The organism is Halothiobacillus sp. (assembly GCF_028710545.1).
Taxonomy (GTDB): Bacteria; Pseudomonadota; Gammaproteobacteria; order Halothiobacillales; family Halothiobacillaceae; genus Halothiobacillus.
Map to the genome: position 1 here is coordinate 11,688 of NZ_JAQTTX010000002.1, position 23,237 is coordinate 34,924.

Sequence of the window (23,237 nt, forward strand, 5' to 3'; positions counted from 1 at the left end):
GAAAATTATAATATTTGTGCGAACTCATCCGAGTGATTCATCGCGCTGTTCCACAGGCAGGCAACGGTAAAGTGGCCTGCTGATCCGGTTGATTACAGAACGGATTGTGCCGTGGCGACCACGTTGTCTACGGTGAAGCCAAAGAGCTTGAACAGATCACCCGCAGGCGCAGATTCACCGAAGGTGTCGATGCCGACAACCTTGCCATCCAGTCCGACATATTTGCCCCAGAAGCCGGTGACGCCCGCTTCAACAGCAACGCGCGCGCGAACGGCTGCTGGCAGAACCGATTCGCGGTAGGCCGGATCCTGAGCATCGAATACTTCGGTGCAGGGCATGGATACGACGCGAACCTTCTTGTCGGCGAGTTTTTCGGCTGCAGCCATTGCCAGGGCAACTTCAGAGCCGGTGGCGATCAGGATCAGATCCGGTGTGCCGGCACAATCGCGCAGGATGTAGCCACCACGAGCGATGTTGGCAATTTGTTCAGGCGTACGATTCTGATGCGCCAGATTCTGACGAGAGAAAATCAGCGTGCTTGGCGAATCGCGGCGCATTACCGCAGCTTTCCAGGCGACGGCTGATTCAACCGCATCGCAAGGACGCCATGTGTTCATGCGCGGAATCATGCGCAGGGTGGCGATTTGCTCGACGGGTTGGTGTGTCGGGCCATCTTCACCCAGACCGATGGAGTCGTGGGTGTAGACAAAAATGGAGCCGATCTTCATCAGCGCGGACATGCGCAGGGCGTTGCGCGCATATTCGGAGAACATGAGGAAGGTGGCGGCAAAGGGCACGAAGCCACCATGCAGCACCATGCCGTTCATGATGGCCGACATACCGAATTCGCGGACGCCGTAGTGAATGTAGTTCGCGTCGGATTCGGTCGACGTCAGGGCGCGACAGCCTTTCCATGTGGTGAGGTTCGATGGCGCGAGGTCGGCAGAGCCGCCAACCATTTCTGGCAGGATGGCTGCCATGGCGGTGATGGTGTTTTGTGATGCCTTGCGCGAGGCAATGGTTTCGCCCTTGGCAGCTACTTCTGCAATGAATGCATCCATTTTTGCGGCGAAGTCGGCCGGCAGGTCACCGGCCAGGCGGCGCTTGAGTTCAGCCGCTTCGGCAGGGTAGGCCTTGGCGTAGGCATTCATGGCGTCTTCCCAGGCGGATTCGTTGCGGATACCCGCTTCGGTCGCGTCCCAGCCGGCGTAGATTTCCGGGGGAATCACGAACGGTTCGTGGTGCCAGCCCAGATTCTCGCGCGTTGCCTTGACTTCGGCTTCGCCCAGCGCGGCGCCGTGGCAATCGTGGGTGCCGCACAGGTTCGGCGCGCCAAAACCGATGACGGTCTTGGCGCAGATCAGGGTGGGCTTGTCGTTGACGGAGCGGGCTTCGCGGATGGCCGCGTCGATGGCATCGCTATCGTGACCGTCAACATTGCGTACAACGTGCCAGCCATAGGCTTCAAAACGAGCCGGTGTGTCGTCGGTGAACCAGCCTTCGACGTGACCATCGATGGAGATGCCGTTGTCATCATAGAACGCGATCAGTTTGCCCAGACCCAGGGTGCCGGCCAGTGAGCAGGCTTCGTGAGAAATGCCTTCCATCATGCAACCGTCGCCGAGGAAGCAGTAGGTGTAGTGATCGATGACGTTGTGGCCGGGTTTGTTGAACTGGCCTGCCAGCATTTTTTCTGCGATGGCGAAGCCAACGGCATTGCTGATGCCTTGACCCAGAGGACCGGTGGTGGTCTCGATGCCGGGGGTGTAACCGTATTCCGGGTGACCGGGCGTTTTGGAGTGCAGCTGACGGAAGTTCTTGATCTCTTCCATCGGCAGTTCGTAGCCGGTGAGGTGCAGCAACGAGTAGATCAGCATGGAGCCGTGGCCGTTGGACAGAACAAAGCGGTCACGATTCGGCCACTTCGGGTTCTTGGGATTGTGCTTCAGATAGCCGTTCCACAATACCTCGGCAATATCAGCCATACCCATGGGCGCACCGGGGTGGCCTGAGTTCGCTTTTTGTACTGCGTCCATACTCAGGGCACGAATCGCATTGGCAAGCTCTCTACGCGTAGACATAAGTCTCTCCGTTCTTGAAGGTCAAAAGATAAATGAAAACTGTGTGGTGAATGCGCCCGCTGTGATGGGATTTCTTGCGCGTTTCACGGCCAAAAACTTGCCACATGTTACCGTAATTGCTCCAGATGGCAACAAGGTGCGTCGTCGATATGGCTGCTCTTACGGTTGCCCGAATCGATGATCACCGCGCTACGGCGAGCGCCATTTGATCGAGCATCCGATCGAGGGTGTCTGTTCAGAGGGGCCGACGCCGGTTTCGGCGATCAGTTGCATGGCGTGGAATAGTTCCCGTGGAGCATCGGGCAGGGGGTGTCTGCCTGAAGCATCAAGGCGCCCTCGGAACTGCAACTTGAGGTCGGCGTTATAACCGAAGAAGTCGGGCGTGCACACGGCACCATACGCGCGGGCGGCCTCTTGTGTTTCGTCGTACAGATAAGGGAAGCCGAAATCATATTCCCGCGCCAGTCGTCGCATGTGTTCCGGGCTGTCCTCGGGGTAATCCGCTATGTCGTTCGACATGATGGCGACGGCTTGGATGCCCAGGGTTTTGAGTTCAGCCGTGTCCCGTACGATTTTCGGGAGAATGGCTTGCACGTACGGACAATGGTTGCAGATGAACATCACGAGCAGCCCGCGCGGTCCGCGGCAATCTTCCAGTGTCCATGGGCGGCCTTCGGTATCGGGGAGTTTGAAATCGATAGCGGGCCGATTAAATTCACCTATGGGGGTTGTTGTACTAACCATTGGACAATCCCTCATTTTTGCATTTTAGTGACAGACCTTCCGTCACCCGGCAGTTTGCCAATGCCAAGATTTGGGGGTCGTGTTCAGTCTGACGGTGAGCCTATCACAAGGCTGGCGCAACATGTCGCTGACCATGCAGGGCATAGGATGACGCGTCGATATTATGGGAACCTCGAAAACCCCCTTCCTTGGGGGTTTTCGAGGGCGTTCGTTGCGGGAAACCCGCAACGAACTTGCGCTATTTCAATCGCTTACGCGGGCTTACGCCAGCTTCGCGTTATTGCGCGGCACCACATCCCTGTGGTGCACGGGCACCTCGAAAGGTTTTTCAAGGTGCCCTTATAAGAATCCGGTTGCGGCTTCTGTCGGAGAAGACGTGTATCCCGGTGATCAAAGGAGTCTGATGTATGCGTTTGCTTGATATTTCTTCTTTTTTACGGTTCAAGCGGGAAGGTCGGATGCGGTGGCTCGGTCGCCGTTTCGGTGTTTTTGCTGCCATGTTGCTGTGTTCGGTGATGAGTCTTTCGGCGCAGGCCGCCGCGCTCAAGTTCGCCATTCCGCCTTTCCTGCCCAAGGCCGAGCTCGAAAAGTCGTTCGGCCCTCTGGTTCAGAAATTGAGAGAGATGACCGGCACGACCATCGAGATGGAAGTGTTCCCGAATTATTTGGCTTTCTGGCAGGAAACCCGAACGGGTTCGCCCTTCGATATCGCGCTCGACGCCGCGCCGACAACCGATTTTCGCGTACAGCGCCAGCATTGGCACGTTATCGCAAAACTCAGCGGTACTGTTACGCAGTCCTTGGTGACCGGGCCAAATGATGCCGTGCTCGATCCCTCCGAGCTGATCAACAAGAAAATCGCCGTGCAGCCTTCGCCTTCCGTCAGTGCATTGACGCTTTATCAGTTGTTCCCGAACCCCGTTCAGCAACCTCAACTTGTATTTGTAGATTCCAATCGGGCGGCAGCGGATGCGGTCAAAGCGGGGACAGTGGCCGCTGCGGTCATTCCAACACCGATTGCGGCGGGCTATCCTTCTCTCAATGTGGTGACGACAACCGCGCCTCTGCCATTTCTTGCTGTCAGTGTGAGCCCGAGTGTATCGCCAGAGCTTGCCAAATCCCTGCAGTCTGCACTGATCAGGCTGAGTGAGACCCCGGAGGGCGAGGCTTTGCTCAAGCAATCGCAGTTGCGCGCCTTTACCAAGGCCACCGACCGTGATTACGCCGGGCAGGAAAAACTGCTCGAAGGCACCTTCGGTTATTGAGCGCGACGTTTTCGCCTTGGGTCGGATCAGTGCCTGAGGCGTGCCGAGGTCGCTCAGTCACTCGATGAGCTGCTAGAATCAGCGGCTGATTCATATTTCCCGATCTATTGAACCCAAGGATTTTGTCCATGACCGCCCATCGCGAGCCTGTTCATCTTTTTACTTCCGAATCCGTGGCTGAAGGCCACCCAGACAAGATTGCCGACCAGATTTCCGATGCGGTTCTGGATGCAATTCTCCGTCAGGATCCGCGCGCGCGCGTGGCTTGCGAAACCTTGGTGAAAACTGGTTTTGTCGTACTGGCGGGCGAGGTGACCACCTCCGCCTGGGTGGATCTGGATGAGCTGGTACGCAAGGTTATCGTGGATATCGGCTACGACAGCTCCGATCTGGGATTCGATGGCAACACCTGTGGGGTTCTGAATGCGATCGGCAAACAGTCTTCAGATATCGCACAGGGTGTGGATCGCATGGTGGACGAAGAGCAGGGTGCCGGTGATCAGGGTCTGATGTTCGGTTACGCCACCAACGAAACCGATGTGCTCATGCCCGCGCCCATCACCTATGCGCATCGATTGGTGCAGCGTCAGGCCGAGGTGCGCAAATCGCATACCTTGCCCTGGTTGCGCCCGGATGCGAAATCGCAGGTGACGTTTCGTTATCAGAAAGGCAAACCGGTCGGGATCGACGCGGTTGTGCTTTCGACGCAGCATGGTCCGGAAGTGAGTCAGAAGGATTTGCGCGAAGCGGTGATGGAGTTGATCATCAAGCCGACACTGCCGGCGGCGTGGTTGGATGAGAAAACCAAGTATCACATCAACCCGACCGGTAACTTTGTGATTGGCGGGCCGGTTGGGGACTGCGGTCTGACCGGTCGGAAGATCATTGTCGATACCTATGGCGGTATGGCGCGGCATGGCGGCGGGGCGTTCTCCGGCAAGGATCCCTCCAAGGTGGATCGTTCTGCCGCCTATGCGGGTCGTTATGTGGCGAAGAACATCGTGGCGGCGGGCCTTGCCGACCGCTGCGAAATCCAGGTTTCCTATGCCATCGGCGTGGCGGAACCCACCTCGATCAGTATCGATACCTTCGGCACAGGCAAGATTTCCGATCATCGGATCACCGAACTGGTGCGCACGCATTTTGATCTGCGCCCGTATGGCATCGTCCGTATGCTCGATCTCATTCGGCCGATTTACCAGAAAACCGCGGCCTATGGTCACTTTGGCCGGGAAGACGACGACTTCACCTGGGAAAAAACAGACAAGGCGGATGCACTGCGGGCAGACGCCGGGCTATAATCTGCCCGACCGGTTCCTCAAGGAGCGCTGCAACCCCATCCGGGGTGAGGCTTGAGGCATTGGCTTTCATTCAACGGCGCTCTGAAACCTGCACATTCCGGCAGGTTTTTTGTTGAACTGAGGAAACATCATGCAAAACCCAAATGCGTTCAAAACGGCCGTCGATTACAAAGTGGCTGATATCTCCCTGGCCGATTACGGCCGTCGTGAGTTACGGATTGCCGAGCGGGAAATGCCTGCCCTGATGGCGATCCGGGACAAGTATCGCGTGGCCCAGCCCTTGGCCGGTGCGCGCATTGTCGGCAGCCTGCACATGACGGTGCAAACCGCCGTTCTGATCGAAACCCTGGTTGATTTGGGCGCATCGGTGCGCTGGTCTTCATGCAATATTTTTTCCACCCAGGATCACGCTGCCGCTGCGATTGCAGCCGCCGGTATCCCGGTGTTCGCCTGGAAAGGGGAAACCGAGGAGGAATACTGGTGGTGCATCGAACAAACGATCACCGGCCCCGATGGCTGGAAGCCCAACCTCATTCTGGATGACGGTGGCGATCTGACCGGTCTGATCCACGAGAAACATCCCGAGTTGCTGGCGGGTATCCATGGCGTTTCGGAAGAAACCACAACGGGCGTGCACCGCCTGCACGACATGCTGAAGGCCGGCACGCTGAAAATTCCGGCGGTCAACGTCAATGACTCCGTGACCAAGAGCAAGAACGACAACAAGTACGGTTGCCGCCATTCCCTGAATGACGCGATCAAGCGGGCAACAGACCATCTGCTTTCCGGCAAGCAGGCGCTGGTCATCGGTTATGGCGATGTTGGTAAGGGCTCGGCCGCTTCACTGCGTCAGGAAGGCATGATCGTCAAAGTCTCGGAGATCGACCCGATCTGCGCCATGCAGGCCTGTATGGACGGTTACGAGGTCGTCTCACCTTACCTCAACGGCCACAATGACGGCAGCGATACCTGTGTCGACAAACAGTTGCTCGGCAAAATCGACCTGATCGTCACGACAACCGGTAACGTGAATGTCTGCGATGCGCCGATGCTCAAGGCCTTGAAGAATGGCGCCGTGGTCAGCAACATCGGCCACTTCGATAACGAAATCGACACCGCCTACATGCGCAAGAACTGGGTATGGGAAGAGATCAAGCCGCAGGTTCACAAGGTCTATCGTGACACGGCACCGGGAGCGGAACCGAATCTGGATTCGGATAACTATCTGATTCTGCTCTCCGAAGGGCGTCTGGTGAACCTGGGTAACGCGACGGGGCACCCCAGCCGCATCATGGATGGTTCGTTTGCCAATCAGGTATTGGCGCAACTGCATTTGTTCGCCAACAAGTTTGCCGACCAGCCCGAGGCGCGCAAAGCCGAACTGTTGCGGGTTGAAGTGCTGCCCAAGGCGCTGGATGAAGAAGTGGCGCGTTATATGGTGGCCGGTTTCGGCGGCGTGCTGACGAAGATGACCGACAAACAGGCGGCCTACCTCGGTGTCGAGGTCAACGGACCCTACAAGCCTGATAGCTACCGCTACTGATGGGCTCGGAGGCAATTATGCACACGCCCTTATCCTGTGAGTTTTTCCCGCCCAAGTCGGACGAGGGCGCGCTCAAGCTGCGTGCCGTTACCGAACAGTTGACCTCGGCCCTGAAGCCGGAGTATTTCTCAGTCACCTATGGCGCGGGTGGTTCGACTCAGGAGCGAAGTTTCGCCACGGTTGAGGCCATCCAGACCGAATCCGGTGTGCCTGCCGCGCCGCATCTGTCCTGCATCGGTTCCACGCGAGCCAGCATCGCGGCCATTCTGGATCAGTACCGTGCGCTCGGTATCAAGCGAATAGTCGCCTTGCGGGGGGATTTGCCCTCCGGGATGCGCGATCCGGGCGATTTCAGATATGCCAGCGAACTCGTTGCGTTCATTCGTGAACACAGTGGCGACTGGTTCCACATCGAAGTGGCGGCTTATCCCGAATTTCACCCGCAATCGGCCAATGCCCGTGCCGACTTGCTGCATTTCAAGCAGAAAGTCGAAGCGGGTGCCGACGGCGCCATCACGCAATATTTCTATTCCATCGAAGCCTACGCCCGCTTCTTGGATGACTGCGAAAAGTTGCAGGTCACGATTCCGATCGTGCCCGGCATCATGCCGATCAGCAATTACACCCAACTGGCGCGGTTTTCCGATGCCAGCGGGGCGGATTTGCCGCGTTGGTTGCGCAAACGCCTTGAAGCCTTCGGCGACGACATGGATGGCCTGCGCGCATTCGGCCATGACGTGGTGACCCGCTTGACCGTCGATCTCGTTCAGGCCGGCGCGCCCGGTCTGCACTTCTACACCATGAACCAGGCGGTCCCGGTCATCAACATCTGTCGTGATGCGGGATTGATGCCTTCGCAGCCTAACTAACTGTCGTTGGTTGCAGTCGGCTTCAATGCTATTGTCATCGATGCCACGTACATTGACGGTTTGATACGTCGATCATGGCTGGATTGATTTCTTTTCATCAGTATTGACTTCGTATATCAAGACAACAGCATCGATAAGTGGCATCAATAAAATGCATTGAAAGGAGTGGGCCTCATGGGAACGTTTGCGATTGTGTTGTTGGTGTTGGCTGCGGCCACCATTTTCGCGGGCATCAAGCAGGTGCCGCAAGGCTCGATGTGGACCGTAGAGCGTTTCGGTCGCTACACCCGGACGCTCGAACCCGGTTTGAACCTGATCGTGCCGTACATCGATCGGATCGGTCGCAAGATCAACGTGATGGAACAGGTGCTCGACGTCGCGTCGCAGGAAATCATCACGCGGGATAACGCGATGATCAAGGTCGATGGCGTCGTCTTTTTTCAAGTACTCGATCCGGCCCGTGCCGCCTATGAAGTGCACCAGCTTGATTACGCCATTCTGAACCTAGTGATCACCAACATCCGGAACGTAATGGGGTCGATGGATCTGGACGAAATCCTCTCCCGCCGGGACGATATCAATGCCCGTCTGCTGTCCGTGGTGGATGAAGCCACCTCGCCCTGGGGTACCAAAATCACCCGAATCGAAATCAAGGACATCACGCCACCTCAGGATCTGGTGGCGGCCATGGGACGCCAAATGAAGGCCGAGCGGGAGAAACGCGCCAATATTCTGGAAGCCGAGGGCTTCCGGCAGGCGGCCATTTTGAAGGCCGAGGGCGAGAAGCAGTCGAATATCCTGAAAGCCGAGGGCGATCGGGAGGCGGCCTTCCGTGATGCCGAAGCGCGCGAACGCTTGGCACAGGCAGAAGCTTTTGCTACCAAGTCTGTGAGTGAAGCCATTGCCGCCGGTAATGTGCAGGCAATCAATTACTTTGTGGCGACCAAATACATCGAAGCGTTCCAGGCTGTCGCTACGGCGCCGAACCAGAAGGTCATCATGCTGCCGATCGAGGCCAGCAACATGCTCGGCTCCCTCGAAGGGATCGCCGAATTGGCGAAAGAAGCCTTTAAGGTCAATCCGAAATAATCCAGGAAAAATTGAGGGACCATCTATGAAAACAACGCGTGGTTTCATTGCGACACTTTCCGTGCTCGTCGTGCTCGCTTTGGCTGGCTGTTCCAGCGGCGCGCCTTCGTCGAGCGATGTCGAGCAGGCACTCAAATCCGGTATGGCGATGGCGATGAGCCAAGCCAGTTCGGTTCAGGGCGGTGAAGCTGTAAGCGCTTTGATGGCCAAGGTGGAAATCAAATCGGTTAAGGTGCTCGAGTGCAATAAAGATGCATCAGGCACCGGGTTCGACTGCAAGGTCGAAACCGAGGTCAGCACCCCCTTCGCTGGTGACCAGAAAAATACCCGGATGCTGCATATGGTCAAAGGCAGTGATGGTTGGGTCATCGCTCGATGATCTCGCCGCTTCAGTCGTCCAGGAAAGGTCTGCACAAATGCAGCATTCCTTCGGGCAGCAGGTACGGTTCGGCAAATCCCCCCAACCCCCCTTTGAAAAAGGGGGGGATCAGCCTCCTCTTTTTGAGCAAGCACTTCCCCCTTTGTAAAAGGGGGGCGCGAGGGGGATTTAAGCGGCTTTGCATTCGTGCAGGGATTCCCTATGAAAAGTGAGTTGTCATAATGCCGCTTGATACCTTGGTTTGGGACTATTGGGCGTGGTTCATCCTTGGCGTGCTGCTCGTCGTCGTGGAGATATTCGCGCCATCGAGCTTCTTCCTCTGGCTCGGCGTGGCCGCTGGCGTGGTCGGCGGCATCAGCTTTTTCATGCCGGGTGTCGGCTGGCCGGTGCAGATTGGTCTGTTTGCCGTCCTGTCGATCGTTGCCGTATTGATCGGGCGACGGGTATTCGTGCCGAACAAGCAGGCCACCGACCACCCCAGGCTTAATCGGCGAGGCGAGCAATATATCGGCCGTCATTTCACCCTTGAAGCCCCCATCGTCAATGGCGTGGGTTGGGTTCGAATCGGGGATTCGCGTTGGCGTGTACTCGGACCGGACATGCCATCGGGCTCGATCGTCGAGGTGACGTCGGTCGATAGTTCCAATCTCGTGGTCGCACCGGTCACGAGATAACCTCAGGTTAAACATAATGAGTTCGAATCAATCCTGGATCGACCGCGATCTGGCGGTCCTCTGGCATCCCTGCACCCAGATGAAAGAGCACGAAACCCTGCCACCGATCCCCGTGTCGCGAGGCGAGGGTTCCTGGCTGTACGACTTCGATGGTCGACGCTATCTCGATGTGATCAGTTCGTGGTGGGTGAACCTGTTCGGGCACGCCAATCCGGTCATCAATGCGCGTCTCAAGGCGCAGCTCGATCAGCTCGAACATGTGATTCTCGCCGGATTCAGCCATCAGCCGGTGGTCGAGTTATCCGAACGATTGGTTCAATTGACGCCGCCGGGTCTGGAGCGGGTGTTTTTCGCGGATAACGGTGCTTCCGGTGTCGAAGTCGCCTTGAAAATGAGTTTCCACTACTGGCGCAATCTTGGTCGCGGGGAAAAAACGCGGTTCATCGCCTTGGAAAACAGCTATCACGGCGAAACCATGGGCGCGCTTGGCGTTGGCAATATTCCTATATTCACTGAGACCTATGCGCCCCTGATCCAGCCCGCCTTTATCGCGCCTTCACCCGATTGCCAACAGGCAGCATCTGGCGAATCCTGCGCCGATGTTACCGAGCGCGCATTGGCGGGTATGCGTGCGTTGCTCGAACGCGTGGCGTCTTCAACCTGCGCGATCATCATCGAGCCACTGGTGCAATGCGCCGCCGGGATGCGGATGCACGAACCGGCTTATCTTGAGGGTTTGCGCGCCTTGTGCGATGAATTCGAGGTGCATCTGATTGCCGATGAAATCGCGGTCGGATTCGGCCGCACCGGCACCCTGTTTGCCTGCGAGCAGGGCGGCATCACGCCGGATATTCTGTGTCTGTCCAAGGGTATTACCGGCGGCTATCTGCCCCTTTCCGCCGTGCTCACCACCGAGGACATCTATCAGGCGTTTTATTGTGAGGCGCCCGTCAGCCGGGCCTTCCTGCATTCACATAGCTACACCGGCAATCCGCTGGCCTGCTCGGCCGCGCTGGCGACGCTGGATATCTTCGAGCAGGATAATGTGATCGAACGCAATCGCGAGCGCGGGGCGATGATCGACCGGCTCACCGCGCCCCTGGCCGAGTTGCCCAACATCGCGCATCTGCGTCGTTGCGGCATGATCGTGGCCATGGATCTGGTCGACGACCGGCCCGGCAATCAGGGCAATCCGTTCCCACGGGCGGAACGTCGCAACCAGAAGGCCTATCGCTATGCGCTGGATCATGAAGTGCTGCTCCGTCCGCTGGGGAACACCATCTACTGGATGCCGCCGTACATCATGGATGACGATCAATGGCAGATGCTCGCCGATGTCACCTTAGATGCCGTGCGTTTTGCGGTGCAGGACTAGCGAGAGGGATTGACCGGTGCGCGTACCACGAATCTACCTTGACGCAGCTCTGGCGGAAGGTGCAACCCTGCCGCTGTCCGCCGAGCGGCTCAATTACCTGAAAAATGTCTTGCGCCTGCGCGATGGGCAGGCCGTGCGTGTCTTCGATGGCCAAAACCACGAAGCCGATGCGACGCTCAGTTTGGGTAAGCGCGAGGCCTCGCTTGCAATTGGTTGTGTGGTGATGCACAGCGTCGAATCGCCGTTGCAGACTCATCTTCTGCAGGCGATGGGCAAGGGCGAAAAAATGGACTGGGTAATACAGAAAGCGGTCGAGTTGGGCGTGACCCGAATCACCCCGGTGGCGACCGAGCGTAGCATCGTCGACCTGAAGGGTGAACGCGCCGATAAGCGCCACGCCCGTTTCATCGATATCGCGATCGGCGCTTGCGAGCAATCCGGGCGCAATAAGCTGCCGCGCATCAATCCGATCCTATCGCTTGAAGATGCCTTAGCGCAGACCGACGCGGCGCTCAAATGGGTTTTGCACCCGAATAGAGGTCATGCAGCGAAACCGTTTGTCGCAAGTCCAGAAAATGTAGCGGTTTTGATAGGCCCCGAAGGCGGGCTTAGTGATCACGAAATCGAAGTAGCCATTGCGTCGGGTTTTATCCCGCTGACACTCGGGCCGCGCGTGTTGCGCACCGAAACGGCACCCATCGTGGCCTTAAGTGTGCTGCAAATGCAGTGGGGCGATTTTTCTTTTGAATGCGCTGACTAACTCCAACCTGCAGTTTTTCAGTGTTCAGTAGAGTCCGATCCCTTATGCGTCGCATTGCGTTACAATATTCAACCTATTTTCATGAATCCGTAACGAAACAGAACCATGCTTGAAATTAATCCTATCCTGTTCAAGATCAAAGACCTGTCCGCACGCGCGGCCGCGCTTCGGGGGTATCTTTGACTTCGATGTCAAAAAAGAACGCTTAGAAGAAGTCGATAGAGAGCTCGAAGTGCCCGATGTGTGGAACGATCCGGCCCGGGCGCAGGCGCTGGGTAAGGAACGCGCTTCGCTGGAGCGCGTCGTCCACACGCTGGCCGATATGGCGCAGGGCTTGAACGATAACGCCGATTTGCTGGAAATGGCCGCCGAGGAAGATGATGAAGCCACCGTGGCTTCCATTGAAAAAGACGTGGCCGAATTCGAGAAACAGATCGCCGATCTGGAATTTCGGCGCATGTTCTCCGGGGAAATGGACGAGTCCAATGCCTACCTCGATATTCAATCGGGTGCGGGCGGGACGGAATCGCAGGATTGGGCCAGCATTCTGATGCGGATGTATCTGCGTTGGGGCGATCGCCGCGGCTTCAAGACCGAAGTGATGGAAGTGTCCGATGGTGAAGTGGCGGGGATCAAATCAGCCACCATCCGATTCGAGGGTGAGTACGCCTTCGGTTGGCTGCGTACAGAAATCGGCGTACACCGACTCGTGCGCAAATCGCCGTTCGATTCCGATAACCGCCGCCATACCTCGTTCGCTTCGGTATTCGTGTCGCCGGAAGTCGATGACAATATCGAAATCGAAGTGAACCCTGCCGATTTGCGCGTAGATGTTTTCCGCGCCTCCGGTGCCGGTGGGCAGCACGTCAACCGAACCGAATCGGCAGTGCGCTTCACGCATATTCCGACCGGCGTCGTGGTGGCCTGTCAGGCGGAACGTTCACAGATTCAGAACCGCGAGCGCGCCATGAAAATGCTCAAAGCCAAGCTCTATGAGCTGGAAGTGCAAAAACGCAATGCCGTCAGCCAGGCACTGGAAGACACCAAATCCGATGTGTCCTGGGGTAACCAGATTCGTTCCTACGTGCTCGACCAAAGCCGTATCAAGGACTTGCGCACCGGCTATGAAACCGGCAACACGCAAGCCGTGCTGGATGGCGATCTCGATCCGTTTATCGAAGCAAGTCTGAAAAGCGGCCTGTGATTCTTGCCGGTCTGCTCTTAGATAAATGCTGATTTATTCCATCCTTGGAATAAATCAGCGCGCTCATCGCGGTACACGCCCGCGATGGCGCTCACGAATCAAAAGACTTACGTCTTTGCTCGTGTTGGGGCATCCTGCCCCAAGCGGGACGCACTGAATAAATCAGCGCTTCCTTAGGGTACGGCCTGAACCGAACCTGCCGCATTCCAGACACTATTGACCTTATTTATTTACCGGAATTTAACTGATGTCCGAACATGAAACCGCCAACGGCGCGGCTGAAGCCAATAACCGAGAAAACAGCCACGAAACCCTGCTTGCCGAAGAAAACAAACTCATTGCCGAGCGACGAGAGAAGCTCGGTCGCATCCGTGCAAGCGGCAACGCCTTCCCCAACGATTTCCGGCGGGATGCCAGTGCGGCGGAGTTGCAGGCCGAATATGCCGAAAAAGAGGCCGATTATTTCGAGCAGAATCCCCGTCGTGTGGTCGTCGCCGGGCGCGTGATGGCCAAGCGGGTGATGGGCAAGGCGAGCTTCCTGTCGATCCTTGATCACAGTGGCCGTATCCAGTTGTATGTGGCGCGCGATGCCTTGGGCGAAGCAGCCTATGATGACTTCAAGACCTGGGATATCGGCGATATCGTCGGCGGCGAAGGCCGCTTGTTCAAAACCCAGAAGGGTGAGCTTTCCGTGCGCGTGGACTCGATTCGCCTGCTGACCAAGAGCCTGCGCCCGCTGCCGGACAAATTCCACGGCATGTCGGATACCGAGCAGCGCTACCGCCAGCGTTACGTCGATCTGATCATGAACGAGCCGGTGCGCGACACCTTCCGCAAGCGCACCCGGATCATCCAGTTCATTCGCAATTATTTGAATGCCAAGGACTTCCTTGAAGTCGAAACCCCGATGATGCACGTGATCCCCGGCGGCGCTTCGGCCAAGCCGTTCACGACCTTCCACAACGCGCTCGATATGGACCTGTACCTGCGGATTGCGCCGGAGCTGTACCTCAAACGCTTGGTGGTCGGCGGTTTTGAACGGGTATACGAGATCAACCGCAATTTCCGTAACGAAGGTCTCTCGACGCGCCATAACCCCGAATTCACCATGATCGAGTTCTATCAGGCCTATGCCGATTACATCGATCTCATGGACATGACCGAAGACCTGCTGCGTCGGCTGGCGGAGTCCGTCTGCGGTTCGACCACAGTGACTTACCAAGGCACCGCGTTCGATCTGGCGCAACCATTTGCCCGGCTGTCGGTGGTCGATGCCATCCTGGCACACAATCCGGATATCACACGTGAACAGCTTTCGGATATCGACAGCGCCCGTCGCGTGGCGGAACGATTGGGCATCCATATCAAGGATTCCTATGGTCTCGGCAAAATCCAGATCGAAATCTTTGAAGAAACGGCCGAACACAAGCTGATTCAGCCGACCTTCATTACCGAATACCCGGCCGAAGTGTCGCCTTTGGCGCGCCGCAACGACAACAACCCCTTTGTGACCGATCGCTTCGAGTTCTTCATCGGTGGTCGTGAAATCGCCAATGGTTTCTCGGAGTTGAACGACGCCGAAGATCAGGCGGAACGCTTCATGGCTCAGGTCGCCGAAAAGGACGCCGGAGACGACGAAGCCATGCATTTCGATGCCGACTACATCCGCGCACTGGAACACGGCATGCCGCCGACAGCGGGTGAAGGCATCGGCATCGACCGTCTCGTGATGTTTTTGACCGATTCGCCCTCGATCCGTGATGTGTTGCTTTTCCCGCATATGCGGCCAGAATAGACTCCACACCGTAAAGACCGCGCTCACCATAACCGTCTGGAGGTGATGAATGTTTGGACTGTTTGGAAAAAAAATCGATCCGCCTCGATCAGAAGCCTTGCGTGCTGCCTTGGGTGCGCTGATCGATCCGCATGCCGGGGAAACGCTGGCGGATGCGCACTTTATCGAGCGCGCCGAGGTGGTGGGCGATGTGGCGCACATCGACGTGGTGCTCGATTATCCGGCGGCGGGCTTCGAGGCCGAACTGACCGAATTGCTTGAGCGCACCGCGCTTGGGATCGAAGGCATCACATCCGCCAAGACCACCATTGCGTTTGTCAGCCCGATCGGCAGTAGCCAGAACGGCAAGCCGCTGCCCGGCGTGCGTAACATCATTGCAGTGGCGTCCGGCAAGGGCGGCGTGGGTAAGTCGACCACCAGCGTGAATCTGGCCTTGGCGCTGGCGGCAGAAGGCGCGGCGGTCGGTCTGCTGGATGCCGATATCTACGGGCCCAGCCAACCCTTGATGCTGGGCAGCAAGGAAACCCCTGTCGTCGATGAACAGCGCGCCATGCAGCCGGTGATGGCGCATGGACTACAAACCATGTCGATCGGTTATCTGATCGATGATGCCCAGGCCATGGTCTGGCGTGGCCCGATGGTCACATCCGCCTTGATGCAGTTACTCAACGATACGCGCTGGCATGATCTGGATTACCTGATTGTCGATATGCCGCCGGGCACGGGCGACATTCAGCTCACTCTGGCGCAAAAGGTGCCGGTGGCGGGCAGCGTGATTGTCACCACGCCGCAGGACATCGCCTTGATCGATGCCCGCAAAGCCATCACTATGTTCGAGAAGGTCAATGTGCCTGTGCTCGGTGTGATCGAAAATATGTCGGTGCATATCTGTTCGAACTGCGGCCATATCGAGCCGATTTTCGGCACCGGCGGTGGCGAAAAACTGGCGTTGGAAAATCATGTGGCGCTGCTGGGACAGTTGCCGCTGGATCTTGCCATCCGAACCGACGTTGATGAGGGACTGCCGACCGTGGTTCGATCTCCGGACTCCCCCAATGCGCTGATTTATCGACAAACCGCGCGCAAACTGGCGGCTGCCTTGGGGCGGCATCTGCGCCAAGATCAATTCGATGGTCCGAACATCACGATAGACGAGGACGGTGGCGATGCTGACGGTTGAGATACCTGGCGATTTTAATGGCGGCGTTCGCCTGTCACTTGCGCATCTCGTGCTCGATTACAACGGCACGCTTGCCGAGGACGGTGCCTTGATTGCCGGTGTGCCCGAACGACTGGCGCAGCTCGCCGAACATCTGACGATCCACGTGATAACAGCCGATACCCACGGCAGTGCCGCGCAAAAACTGGCGGGCCTTCCGGTTTCTTTACACATTCTGCCACCCTGCGCGCAAAGCGAGGCCAAGGCTGCGTTTGTACGTGAGTTGGGAGCCAACCTGTGCGTTGCCATCGGCAATGGCCGTAACGATGCCACGATGCTGCAAGAGACTGCATTGGGCTTGGTTGTGATTCAGGCCGAGGGTGCGGCCCAGATTACGGTGGCAGCCGCTGATATCGTCAGTAAATCCATTGAAGATGCCCTGGATTTACTCTTGCATCCGAAGCGCTTGATCGCCACGCTGCGCAATTGAGCATCTCCTCAAATAACCGCACCACGCAAAAGGTATCCACATGAGTCAAGTTACATTACACGGAAACCCTGTTCAGGTCGCAGGTACATTGCCCACCATCGGCACGAAGGCACCGGCATTCACGCTGACCGATGGTCAGCTTCAGGAAAAAACCCTGGCTGATTTTTCGGGCAAGAAGAAAATTCTGAATATCTTCCCGAGTCTGGATACACCGACTTGCGCGCAGTCGGTGCGCAGCTTCAATGAAAAAGCGGGCGGCCGCGCTGATACCGTGGTGCTTTGCATTTCTGCCGATCTGCCTTTCGCGCAGAGCCGTTTCTGCGGTGCCGAAGGTCTGGATAACGTGATCACCCTGTCCACATTCCGGCATCCCGAGTTTCTGCGAGATTACGGGGTGCTGCTGGCCGATGGCGCGTTGGCTCATCTGGCGGCGCGGGCCGTGATCGTGCTCGATGAACACGATCAGGTGCGCTACGTGCAATTGGTACCAGAAATCGCCGATGAGCCGGATTACGCCGCGGCTTTGGCGGCACTGGGCTGATCGAGGTTCGATGTCGATGACAGTGCATGCGACCGATGAAAATAAGCTCAAACCAGAGGGCCGGTTGCGCCTCGGCGTCGATTTGGGTGGCACCAAGGTCGAGGTGGCGGTGCTCGATGAGGCGGACGAGTTCCTGTTTCGTGAGCGCCTGCCAACCCCGCAAGGTGATTACGAGGGCACTATTGAAACCATCGCCAAGTTGATCAAGCAGGCTGAGGACAGGCTGGGCCGCGTCGATTCCATTGGCGTCGGCACACCGGGCACGACTTCACCGGGCACGGGCCTGATGAAAAATGCCAATTCGGTGGTTCTGAACGATAAGCCGCTCAAATATGATCTTGAAACTCGGCTCAACCGATCCATTTCCATGGCCAACGATGCCAATTGCCTCGCCTTATCCGAGGCGCATGGTGGCGCAGCCGATGGTATCGGTTCGGTATTCGGTGTCATTTTAGGTACCGGCGTTGGCGGCGCTTTGGTGTTCAATGGCCAGTTGATCATGGGGCAGAACGCCATCGCCGGTGAGTGGGGGCATAACCCGCTGCCCTGGACGCATGAAGGCGAATACCCCGGCCCGCTTTGCTGGTGCGGTCATCAAGGTTGTATCGAGCAATGGCTTTCCGGCCCGGCATTCATGCGTGATTATCAAAACGCATCCGGTCGATCACTGACCGGTGCCGAGATTGTCGCGGCAGTCGAACAGGGTGACCCCGAGGCCAAAGCGGCTTTGGACCGTTACACCGATCGCCTTGCCCGCGCCTTGGCACATGTCATCAATATCTTCGACCCGGAAGTGATCGTGTTGGGCGGCGGCATGTCGAATGTGGCTGCTTTATACGACAAGGTTCCCGCGCTGTGGGATGAGTTCGTATTCTCCGACCCGATCAGTACCCGACTCGTCGCACCAGAATTCGGCGATTCCAGCGGTGTGCGCGGCGCGGCCATGCTCACCTCATGACAGCTGCGGCCATTTTTCTGGCCACCTTGATGCTTGTACTGTGGCAGCCCACCATCGGTCGGTTTCAACTGGGCATCGGGTGGAGCGCGGCGGCCGGTGCGCTGGTCGCCTTCGCCGCGGGCGTCATCGATCTGGCCGATGTGCCGGTGGTTTGGGCCATCGTCTGGAATGCCACCTTCACCTTTATTGCCCTGATTATCATCAGCCTCTTGCTGGATGAAGCCGGGTTTTTCAACTGGGCGGCATTACATCTGGCCCGCTGGGCCGGTGGCAGTGGTACGCGATTGTTTGTGGTGATGGTGTTGTTGGGTGCCTTGGTGGCAGCCTTTTTTGCCAACGACGGCGCGGCGCTGATTCTCACCCCGATCGTGATCGGTATTCTGTTGGCCTTGCGCATGAGCCCGCTGGCCACGCTCGCCTTCGTGATGGCTGCCGGGTTTATCGCCGATACGGCGAGTATGCCGCTGGTGATTTCAAATCTCGTCAATATCGTCGTCGCCGACTATTTCAAGTTGGGATTTGCCGACTATGCCGCCGTCATGGTGCCGGTTACTCTGGTTTCCGTGCTCGCCTCCTTAAGTATGTTGTGGCTGTATTTTCGACGCTCGATCCCCAAAACCTATGCCTGTGAGGAATTGGATCTGCCAGATAAAGCCATTATTGACCGATCCGTATTCCGCGCCGGTTGGTGGGTGCTCGGCTGGCTGTTGTTCGGATTTTTCGTACTCGATGGTTGGGGGGTGCCGATCAGTCTGGTGGCCGCCATCGGCGCGTTCATACTGTGGCTGATTGCGCGGCGGGGCGCGAAAATCAACACCCGCACCGTGTTGATCCAGGCGCCGTGGCAAGTGGTGATCTTCTCTCTGGGCATGTATCTCGTTGTCTATGGACTGAAAAACGCCGGTCTGACCGCCGGGTTGACGCTCTGGTTCGATCAACTGGCCCACCTCGGGTTGTGGGTCGCTACGCTCGGCACGGGTTTTACCATGGCGGCGTTGTCTGCCGTGCTCAACAACATGCCCGCCGTGCTCATGGGCACCTTGGCGATCGACGGTACCCAAGCCAGCGGCACGACGCATCTGGCGATGGTTTACGCCAATATCATCGGCTGTGATCTCGGGCCGAAGTTCACGCCCATCGGCAGTCTGGCGACGTTATTGTGGTTGCATGTGCTGGCGCGCAAGCAGATCGTGATTTCATGGGGATACTACTTCAAGGTGGGCCTGATTCTCACTACGCCGGTACTGTTGCTGACCTTGCTGGCTTTGGCACTGCGTCTATCCGTGCATCTACCGTGAGTTGCATATGAGTGCGATTCTTTCCGTTACTTCCCTCAACGCCATGGCCAAACAGATACTGGAAGCCAATTTAAGCGGCGTCATGGTTCAGGGTGAGGTGCGCTCGCTGACCCGGGCCGCGTCGGGTCATGTGTATTTTTCGCTCAAAGATCAACAGGCCGAAGTGCGCTGCGCGCTGTTTCGCGGGCAGGCCATGCGCGTAAAGACCGCGTTCGCCAATGGCGATGCCGTGGTTGTGCGGGGTTCGGTCTCGCTGTACGCCCCGCGCGGTGATTACCAACTCATCGTGACCGGGGTTGAGTTGGCCGGTGATGGCCAATTGGCCGTCCTGTTCGAAGCCTTGAAGAAAAAACTGTTTGCCGAAGGCTTGTTCGACGCGGCACGCAAGCGCGCAATCCCCCGATTACCTCGCCGGATCGTGGTGATTTCTTCCGCTGTAGGCGCTGCGCTGCAGGATGTGGTTTCCACCTTGATCCGGCGGCTGCCCTTGGTCGAAATCAACCTGATTCCCGTGGCGGTGCAGGGCGAAACGGCGGCGGCTGAACTCACCAATGCGGTGCGGGGTATCACGAGCGATTCGGGGTTTGATGTCGTGCTGCTCGTGCGCGGCGGCGGCTCGATGAGTGATCTGTGGGCATTCAACGATGAAGCGCTGGCTCGTGCAATTACAAACTGCCCGATCCCCGTGATCAGTGGCGTCGGTCACGAAATCGATTTCACGATCAGCGATTTTGTGGCGGATGTCCGGGCGGCGACACCGACGGCGGCGGCCGAACTGGCGACCCCTATTACCTTAAGCGAATTGCAGGCCGCGCTGATTCTGCGGCACCAGCAGTTAACCCGGTTGATCGAAGATCGATTGAACGAGGCAGGGCAACGCCTGGACAGCAATCTGAACCGGCTCCGCCAGCAGCGCCAGCGCTGGTTACCGCTGCTTCATCACCAGATGATGCTCAGCCTGCGGTTGCAGCGGGCGATTCGCGCGCGCTGGCAGGAGCGCCTCGGCCGGGTGCAGGCATTGACGCATCGATTGCAGCAACGCAGTCCGGTGCATTGGGTCCGCCAGAATCACAGTCGACTCGAACAGATGCGCTGGCGGCTACAGCAGGCCATTGATCGGCAGATGGCCGCACAGCGGCAGGATTGGTTGCGGCTGGCGGCGGGCTTGCGCCCCTCGATCGTGCGGCGACAGATCGAGCAGCGCCAGCAGGAAACGGAGCGTTTGACCGCGCGATTGCATGAGATCGGTCGGCAGGGACTCGTTCGCCAGCAGCAACGGCTCGAACAGGCGTTCGGTGTGCTGACCGCCCTGAGCCCGCAGCGGGTACTTGAGCGCGGGTATAGTCTGGTCGAAGCGGAATCCGGTGTGATCTGGCGCGCGGCCGCGTTGCGATCTGCCTTGGCCGAATCCGACCGGCCCTTGCCCTTGCGGCTGCATTTTGGTGATGGTGTCGTGCCCATCGAAGCCCGTTCTGCTAAGGAACCTCTGATTGAATCCTTCGTGGCCGAGACGGGCTTTTGAGGGATGAGTCGCAAGGCGCGGCGCGAAACGAATGGTTATTCCATTCGTGAGCGGCGCAACACAGCGGGCTTCCGCCAGCTGCGCGTAAATCGCCCTCAAAAGCCCGTCCCATGCGGGTTGCCGCCCAAAAGCCGCAACACTTCGTTATCGGCCTTGGCATCGTAGCGTAAACTACGACCTGCGGCCTCTGCCTCGTTTTGCGGCTTTTGGATCAGCAACTCGGCTCACGAGGGATTCAATCAGAGGTTCCCTAAGTCCAGTTCGACAGAAACCGGGGCTACGGAATAATTCGCTGCACGCTCAGACGCAGGACAGGCGCGACAGCAGATTGCCCAATCAAACTTGTTGCTTTATTCCGGGGGCTCATCGTTCTTTGGGTTGCCATTTGATCGATTTTTTTGGGCCTCATCCCGCGTTTGCTGCGCCCGCTTGAGCACATCTTCGTGCTTGCCGCTGACGTACAGGGCATAACTCAGCACTTCCGCAACGGCCCGGAACAGGTTGTCGGGGATATGGTCTCCGATATCCAGACCGGCGAGCACTTCCGCCAACGCCGGGTCTTCCACCAACGGTACGCCCGCTGCTTCCGCACGGGCCACGATCTGCTCGGCCACAAGATGCTGCCCCGTGGCAACCACCCGAGGTAAATCCGTACCCTCGTATTTCAGGGCCACCGCCCGGCTGACCGAACGCGTGTCCGACTTGGATTTTGGGATGTCGCGACTCATGCTGATTTCACTTGATCTGACTTCATATCACACTCGACACCTGAACGTGGAGTGCTCATCTGTGATCGGTGCGGGGCTCAGTCGTTCCTGAACGGCTTTGGGCGGCGGGCCGGGGTAGATGCTCAATTCCTTGGGCGTCAACGAAGCGGCACGCAGGTGTTCTGCCAGTTGGTCGAGCGAGGCGTCCAGCTGCATCCGTGCCTCGGGCTTATCTGCATACAGGCGAACGGTCAGGTCGGTGGATTGCAGCGAAAGGCTGCCATGCAGTGGCCCCAGTGTGGGTAGATCAATCGCAAAATCGAGTTGCCATGTCGATTCGGTTGGTGGTTTGTTATTCTGCGCCTGTTCCTGAATGGCGAACTGGAAGCGCCGGGGTTGCTCGGCGATCATCATGGGCACGTCGACGACCCACGTCGGCTGCCCTTGAACCTGTAAAAGGGCGGTTCGCAACTGGCTGACATCCAGCCGACCGATCCATTGTTCAAGGCTCGATTGCAGCGCACTGGTTTGAGTCGAAGTTTGGGCCGTGGTCTGTGATGCCGATGGGGCGGCGGTCGGTGGCTGCGCCCCTCGGCCAGTGGTTACGGGCTCCTTCCCCGCCGATTCCAGGCTTGCCTGCATTTTGAGTTGTTGGGCGGCCAATTTGAGCTGGGACTTGATATCGGATGTCGCCTGATCAAGAGCATTGGTAGGTACTACAGGCAGGCTGTTGGTGACAATCAGCTGGGTCAGATTTCGGGCGAGTGTTTGTTCGGCGACCGGCGTACCCGTCCGCACGGCATTGAGAACAGGGTCGAGGCTGGGCAGCGCCATGCGGACGTTCAAGGGGAGGTCGAGTTTAATGGACTGAGTTGCCGTCGTGATCGGCGCGGTGCCAGCCGGTGTCTTGCCTGTTGTCGAATCCGCATTGCTGGTCGATGAGGTGGTTGTCGTCGAAAAAAGGCTTGGGTTCTTCGCCGTATTGGCTTGCTGCCCTTGCGGCGGGGTGAAATCAGCTTTCGGAGTGGACGACAGCACGCCGCTGCCGAGTTTTGTCATCAACAGGGCAAACAGGGTTTGCACCGGCGTTTGTGGTGAGGCGCGTGCCGCCATGCCTTCGGCGGGCGTGAGTCCCAACACCAGCGGCGGGCCGACATCCCGAACGGTCAACTGGATGGCGCTGCCCGTGGTGAGCGGCTGCCGGGTATTGACGGTCACCTGTCCGCCGGCCAGGGAAAGCACCGCTTTGCCCGTGCCTTGATTCGCTTGCAAGACAATGGCAGCCAGTGTCTGCCCTGTCTTAAGCGGCTGGCCCCGTAATTCCGTGACGGTGCTGGCGATCAATGTCGAGTCGATTTTCATGGATTCACTTCTGGCGAGTCCTTCCGGGATTGGAGATGCGATAGGCGCCAAGTGGTCGAATTAACACTCATAAACCAAAGCCGGGTCAAGTGGTCACATCGTGCAGAAAATGCTGACAATA

Annotated in this window: 22 protein-coding genes and 1 riboswitch; of the genes, 17 read left to right on the forward strand and 5 right to left on the reverse strand. The window is 57.8% G+C overall.

Annotation, left to right across the window (positions count from 1 at the left end; translation table 11 throughout):
• Window positions 1-92 precede the first annotated feature (92 nt).
• Both tkt and PHD44_RS00460 read right to left on the reverse strand, forming a co-directional pair.
• On the reverse strand, window positions 93-2,081 hold the full coding sequence (tkt, locus tag PHD44_RS00455; protein ID WP_300186715.1) for a transketolase: 1,989 nt from the start codon (window positions 2,079-2,081) through the stop codon (window positions 93-95).
• A gap of 189 nt (window positions 2,082-2,270) precedes the next feature.
• Window positions 2,271-2,825: a thioredoxin family protein gene (locus PHD44_RS00460; protein WP_300186718.1), complete on the reverse strand. Its 555-nt coding sequence runs from the start codon at window positions 2,823-2,825 to the stop codon at window positions 2,271-2,273.
• 407 nt (window positions 2,826-3,232) lie between these two features.
• Here PHD44_RS00460 and PHD44_RS00465 point away from each other — a divergent pair, with 407 nt between their 5' ends.
• The 17 genes from PHD44_RS00465 to xseA all read left to right on the forward strand — a co-directional run bounded on the left by PHD44_RS00465 (window position 3,233) and on the right by xseA (window position 21,047).
• Complete coding sequence (locus PHD44_RS00465) at window positions 3,233-4,090, forward strand: PhnD/SsuA/transferrin family substrate-binding protein (RefSeq protein ID WP_300186721.1); 858 nt, start codon at window positions 3,233-3,235, stop codon at window positions 4,088-4,090.
• A 128-nt stretch (window positions 4,091-4,218) separates the two neighbouring features.
• Entirely contained in the window at window positions 4,219-5,391 is a 1,173-nt protein-coding gene (gene metK, locus PHD44_RS00470; protein WP_300186723.1) for a methionine adenosyltransferase, read from the forward strand.
• A 13-nt stretch (window positions 5,392-5,404) separates the two neighbouring features.
• Window positions 5,405-5,480: riboswitch (S-adenosyl-L-homocysteine riboswitch) on the forward strand.
• Window positions 5,481-5,521: 41 nt separating this feature from the next.
• The gene (gene ahcY / locus PHD44_RS00475; protein WP_300186726.1) at window positions 5,522-6,934 is read left to right on the forward strand and encodes an adenosylhomocysteinase; all 1,413 of its coding nucleotides are present in this window, start codon (window positions 5,522-5,524) and stop codon (window positions 6,932-6,934) included.
• A gap of 17 nt (window positions 6,935-6,951) precedes the next feature.
• Entirely contained in the window at window positions 6,952-7,803 is an 852-nt protein-coding gene (gene metF, locus PHD44_RS00480) for a methylenetetrahydrofolate reductase [NAD(P)H] (RefSeq protein ID WP_300186729.1), read from the forward strand.
• 174 nt (window positions 7,804-7,977) lie between these two features.
• On the forward strand, window positions 7,978-8,892 hold the full coding sequence (locus tag PHD44_RS00485; RefSeq protein ID WP_298218250.1) for an SPFH domain-containing protein: 915 nt from the start codon (window positions 7,978-7,980) through the stop codon (window positions 8,890-8,892).
• Between the two features lie 25 nt (window positions 8,893-8,917).
• On the forward strand, window positions 8,918-9,271 hold the full coding sequence (locus tag PHD44_RS00490) for a hypothetical protein (protein WP_300186732.1): 354 nt from the start codon (window positions 8,918-8,920) through the stop codon (window positions 9,269-9,271).
• Window positions 9,272-9,492: 221 nt separating this feature from the next.
• Window positions 9,493-9,945 carry an NfeD family protein gene (locus tag PHD44_RS00495; protein WP_300186735.1) on the forward strand — a complete coding sequence of 151 codons (453 nt, stop codon included), beginning with the start codon at window positions 9,493-9,495 and terminating at the stop codon, window positions 9,943-9,945.
• A 16-nt stretch (window positions 9,946-9,961) separates the two neighbouring features.
• On the forward strand, window positions 9,962-11,320 hold the full coding sequence (bioA, locus tag PHD44_RS00500) for an adenosylmethionine--8-amino-7-oxononanoate transaminase (RefSeq protein ID WP_300186738.1): 1,359 nt from the start codon (window positions 9,962-9,964) through the stop codon (window positions 11,318-11,320).
• A 16-nt stretch (window positions 11,321-11,336) separates the two neighbouring features.
• On the forward strand, window positions 11,337-12,080 hold the full coding sequence (locus PHD44_RS00505) for a 16S rRNA (uracil(1498)-N(3))-methyltransferase (RefSeq protein WP_300186740.1): 744 nt from the start codon (window positions 11,337-11,339) through the stop codon (window positions 12,078-12,080).
• A gap of 105 nt (window positions 12,081-12,185) precedes the next feature.
• Window positions 12,186-13,284 (forward strand): peptide chain release factor 2 gene (gene prfB / locus PHD44_RS00510; protein WP_300186743.1). Its coding sequence is split into 2 segments (ribosomal slippage): window positions 12,186-12,260 and window positions 12,262-13,284, totalling 1,098 coding nucleotides; the frame shifts between segments, so codons are not numbered across the junction.
• Window positions 13,285-13,531: 247 nt separating this feature from the next.
• Entirely contained in the window at window positions 13,532-15,079 is a 1,548-nt protein-coding gene (gene lysS, locus PHD44_RS00515; RefSeq protein ID WP_300186746.1) for a lysine--tRNA ligase, read from the forward strand.
• Between the two features lie 49 nt (window positions 15,080-15,128).
• Window positions 15,129-16,259 (forward strand): iron-sulfur cluster carrier protein ApbC, encoded by a 1,131-nt coding sequence (gene apbC, locus PHD44_RS00520; RefSeq protein ID WP_300186749.1) that lies wholly within the window; start codon window positions 15,129-15,131, stop codon window positions 16,257-16,259.
• Window positions 16,246-16,728, forward strand: a complete 483-nt coding sequence (locus PHD44_RS00525) for an ATPase P (protein WP_300186752.1) — start codon at window positions 16,246-16,248, stop codon at window positions 16,726-16,728. Before apbC ends, PHD44_RS00525 begins: the two co-directional genes overlap by 14 nt.
• A gap of 40 nt (window positions 16,729-16,768) precedes the next feature.
• Window positions 16,769-17,269 carry a thiol peroxidase gene (tpx, locus tag PHD44_RS00530; RefSeq protein WP_300186755.1) on the forward strand — a complete coding sequence of 167 codons (501 nt, stop codon included), beginning with the start codon at window positions 16,769-16,771 and terminating at the stop codon, window positions 17,267-17,269.
• 10 nt (window positions 17,270-17,279) lie between these two features.
• Window positions 17,280-18,227, forward strand: coding sequence for an ROK family protein (locus PHD44_RS00535; RefSeq protein ID WP_367181998.1), 948 nt, complete (start codon window positions 17,280-17,282; stop codon window positions 18,225-18,227).
• Window positions 18,224-19,525 carry an arsenic transporter gene (locus PHD44_RS00540; RefSeq protein ID WP_300186757.1) on the forward strand — a complete coding sequence of 434 codons (1,302 nt, stop codon included), beginning with the start codon at window positions 18,224-18,226 and terminating at the stop codon, window positions 19,523-19,525. Before PHD44_RS00535 ends, PHD44_RS00540 begins: the two co-directional genes overlap by 4 nt.
• Window positions 19,526-19,532: 7 nt before the next feature.
• A complete protein-coding gene (gene xseA / locus PHD44_RS00545; protein ID WP_300186760.1) occupies window positions 19,533-21,047 on the forward strand; it encodes an exodeoxyribonuclease VII large subunit in 1,515 nt (504 codons plus the stop codon).
• Between the two features lie 95 nt (window positions 21,048-21,142).
• On the opposite strand, the gene PHD44_RS00550 is transcribed toward xseA, so the two are convergent.
• From PHD44_RS00550 to PHD44_RS00560, 3 genes are all read right to left on the reverse strand, one after another.
• A complete protein-coding gene (locus PHD44_RS00550) occupies window positions 21,143-21,265 on the reverse strand; it encodes a hypothetical protein (protein ID WP_300186763.1) in 123 nt (40 codons plus the stop codon).
• Window positions 21,266-21,397: 132 nt separating this feature from the next.
• On the reverse strand, window positions 21,398-21,775 hold the full coding sequence (locus PHD44_RS00555; protein WP_300186766.1) for an EscU/YscU/HrcU family type III secretion system export apparatus switch protein: 378 nt from the start codon (window positions 21,773-21,775) through the stop codon (window positions 21,398-21,400).
• 27 nt (window positions 21,776-21,802) lie between these two features.
• Entirely contained in the window at window positions 21,803-23,116 is a 1,314-nt protein-coding gene (locus PHD44_RS00560; protein ID WP_300186769.1) for a flagellar hook-length control protein FliK, read from the reverse strand.
• Window positions 23,117-23,237 lie beyond the last annotated feature (121 nt).

What these genes read in the sequence shown, in the direction of transcription:
- PHD44_RS00525 (WP_300186752.1), top strand. Translation starts at nt 16,246, where the DNA reads ATGCTGACGGTTGAGATACCTGGCGATTTTAATGGCGGCGTTCGCCTG.
- ahcY (WP_300186726.1), top strand. Translation starts at nt 5,522, where the DNA reads ATGCAAAACCCAAATGCGTTCAAAACGGCCGTCGATTACAAAGTGGCT.
- PHD44_RS00490 (WP_300186732.1), top strand. Translation starts at nt 8,918, where the DNA reads ATGAAAACAACGCGTGGTTTCATTGCGACACTTTCCGTGCTCGTCGTG.
- tkt (WP_300186715.1), bottom strand. Translation starts at nt 2,081, where the DNA reads ATGTCTACGCGTAGAGAGCTTGCCAATGCGATTCGTGCCCTGAGTATG.
- PHD44_RS00465 (WP_300186721.1), top strand. Translation starts at nt 3,233, where the DNA reads ATGCGTTTGCTTGATATTTCTTCTTTTTTACGGTTCAAGCGGGAAGGT.
- PHD44_RS00485 (WP_298218250.1), top strand. Translation starts at nt 7,978, where the DNA reads ATGGGAACGTTTGCGATTGTGTTGTTGGTGTTGGCTGCGGCCACCATT.
- PHD44_RS00460 (WP_300186718.1), bottom strand. Translation starts at nt 2,825, where the DNA reads ATGGTTAGTACAACAACCCCCATAGGTGAATTTAATCGGCCCGCTATC.
- PHD44_RS00535 (WP_367181998.1), top strand. Translation starts at nt 17,280, where the DNA reads ATGTCGATGACAGTGCATGCGACCGATGAAAATAAGCTCAAACCAGAG.
- PHD44_RS00540 (WP_300186757.1), top strand. Translation starts at nt 18,224, where the DNA reads ATGACAGCTGCGGCCATTTTTCTGGCCACCTTGATGCTTGTACTGTGG.
- PHD44_RS00555 (WP_300186766.1), bottom strand. Translation starts at nt 21,775, where the DNA reads ATGAGTCGCGACATCCCAAAATCCAAGTCGGACACGCGTTCGGTCAGC.
- bioA (WP_300186738.1), top strand. Translation starts at nt 9,962, where the DNA reads ATGAGTTCGAATCAATCCTGGATCGACCGCGATCTGGCGGTCCTCTGG.
- PHD44_RS00495 (WP_300186735.1), top strand. Translation starts at nt 9,493, where the DNA reads ATGCCGCTTGATACCTTGGTTTGGGACTATTGGGCGTGGTTCATCCTT.
- apbC (WP_300186749.1), top strand. Translation starts at nt 15,129, where the DNA reads ATGTTTGGACTGTTTGGAAAAAAAATCGATCCGCCTCGATCAGAAGCC.
- PHD44_RS00560 (WP_300186769.1), bottom strand. Translation starts at nt 23,116, where the DNA reads ATGAAAATCGACTCGACATTGATCGCCAGCACCGTCACGGAATTACGG.
- metF (WP_300186729.1), top strand. Translation starts at nt 6,952, where the DNA reads ATGCACACGCCCTTATCCTGTGAGTTTTTCCCGCCCAAGTCGGACGAG.
- tpx (WP_300186755.1), top strand. Translation starts at nt 16,769, where the DNA reads ATGAGTCAAGTTACATTACACGGAAACCCTGTTCAGGTCGCAGGTACA.
- xseA (WP_300186760.1), top strand. Translation starts at nt 19,533, where the DNA reads ATGAGTGCGATTCTTTCCGTTACTTCCCTCAACGCCATGGCCAAACAG.
- lysS (WP_300186746.1), top strand. Translation starts at nt 13,532, where the DNA reads ATGTCCGAACATGAAACCGCCAACGGCGCGGCTGAAGCCAATAACCGA.
- metK (WP_300186723.1), top strand. Translation starts at nt 4,219, where the DNA reads ATGACCGCCCATCGCGAGCCTGTTCATCTTTTTACTTCCGAATCCGTG.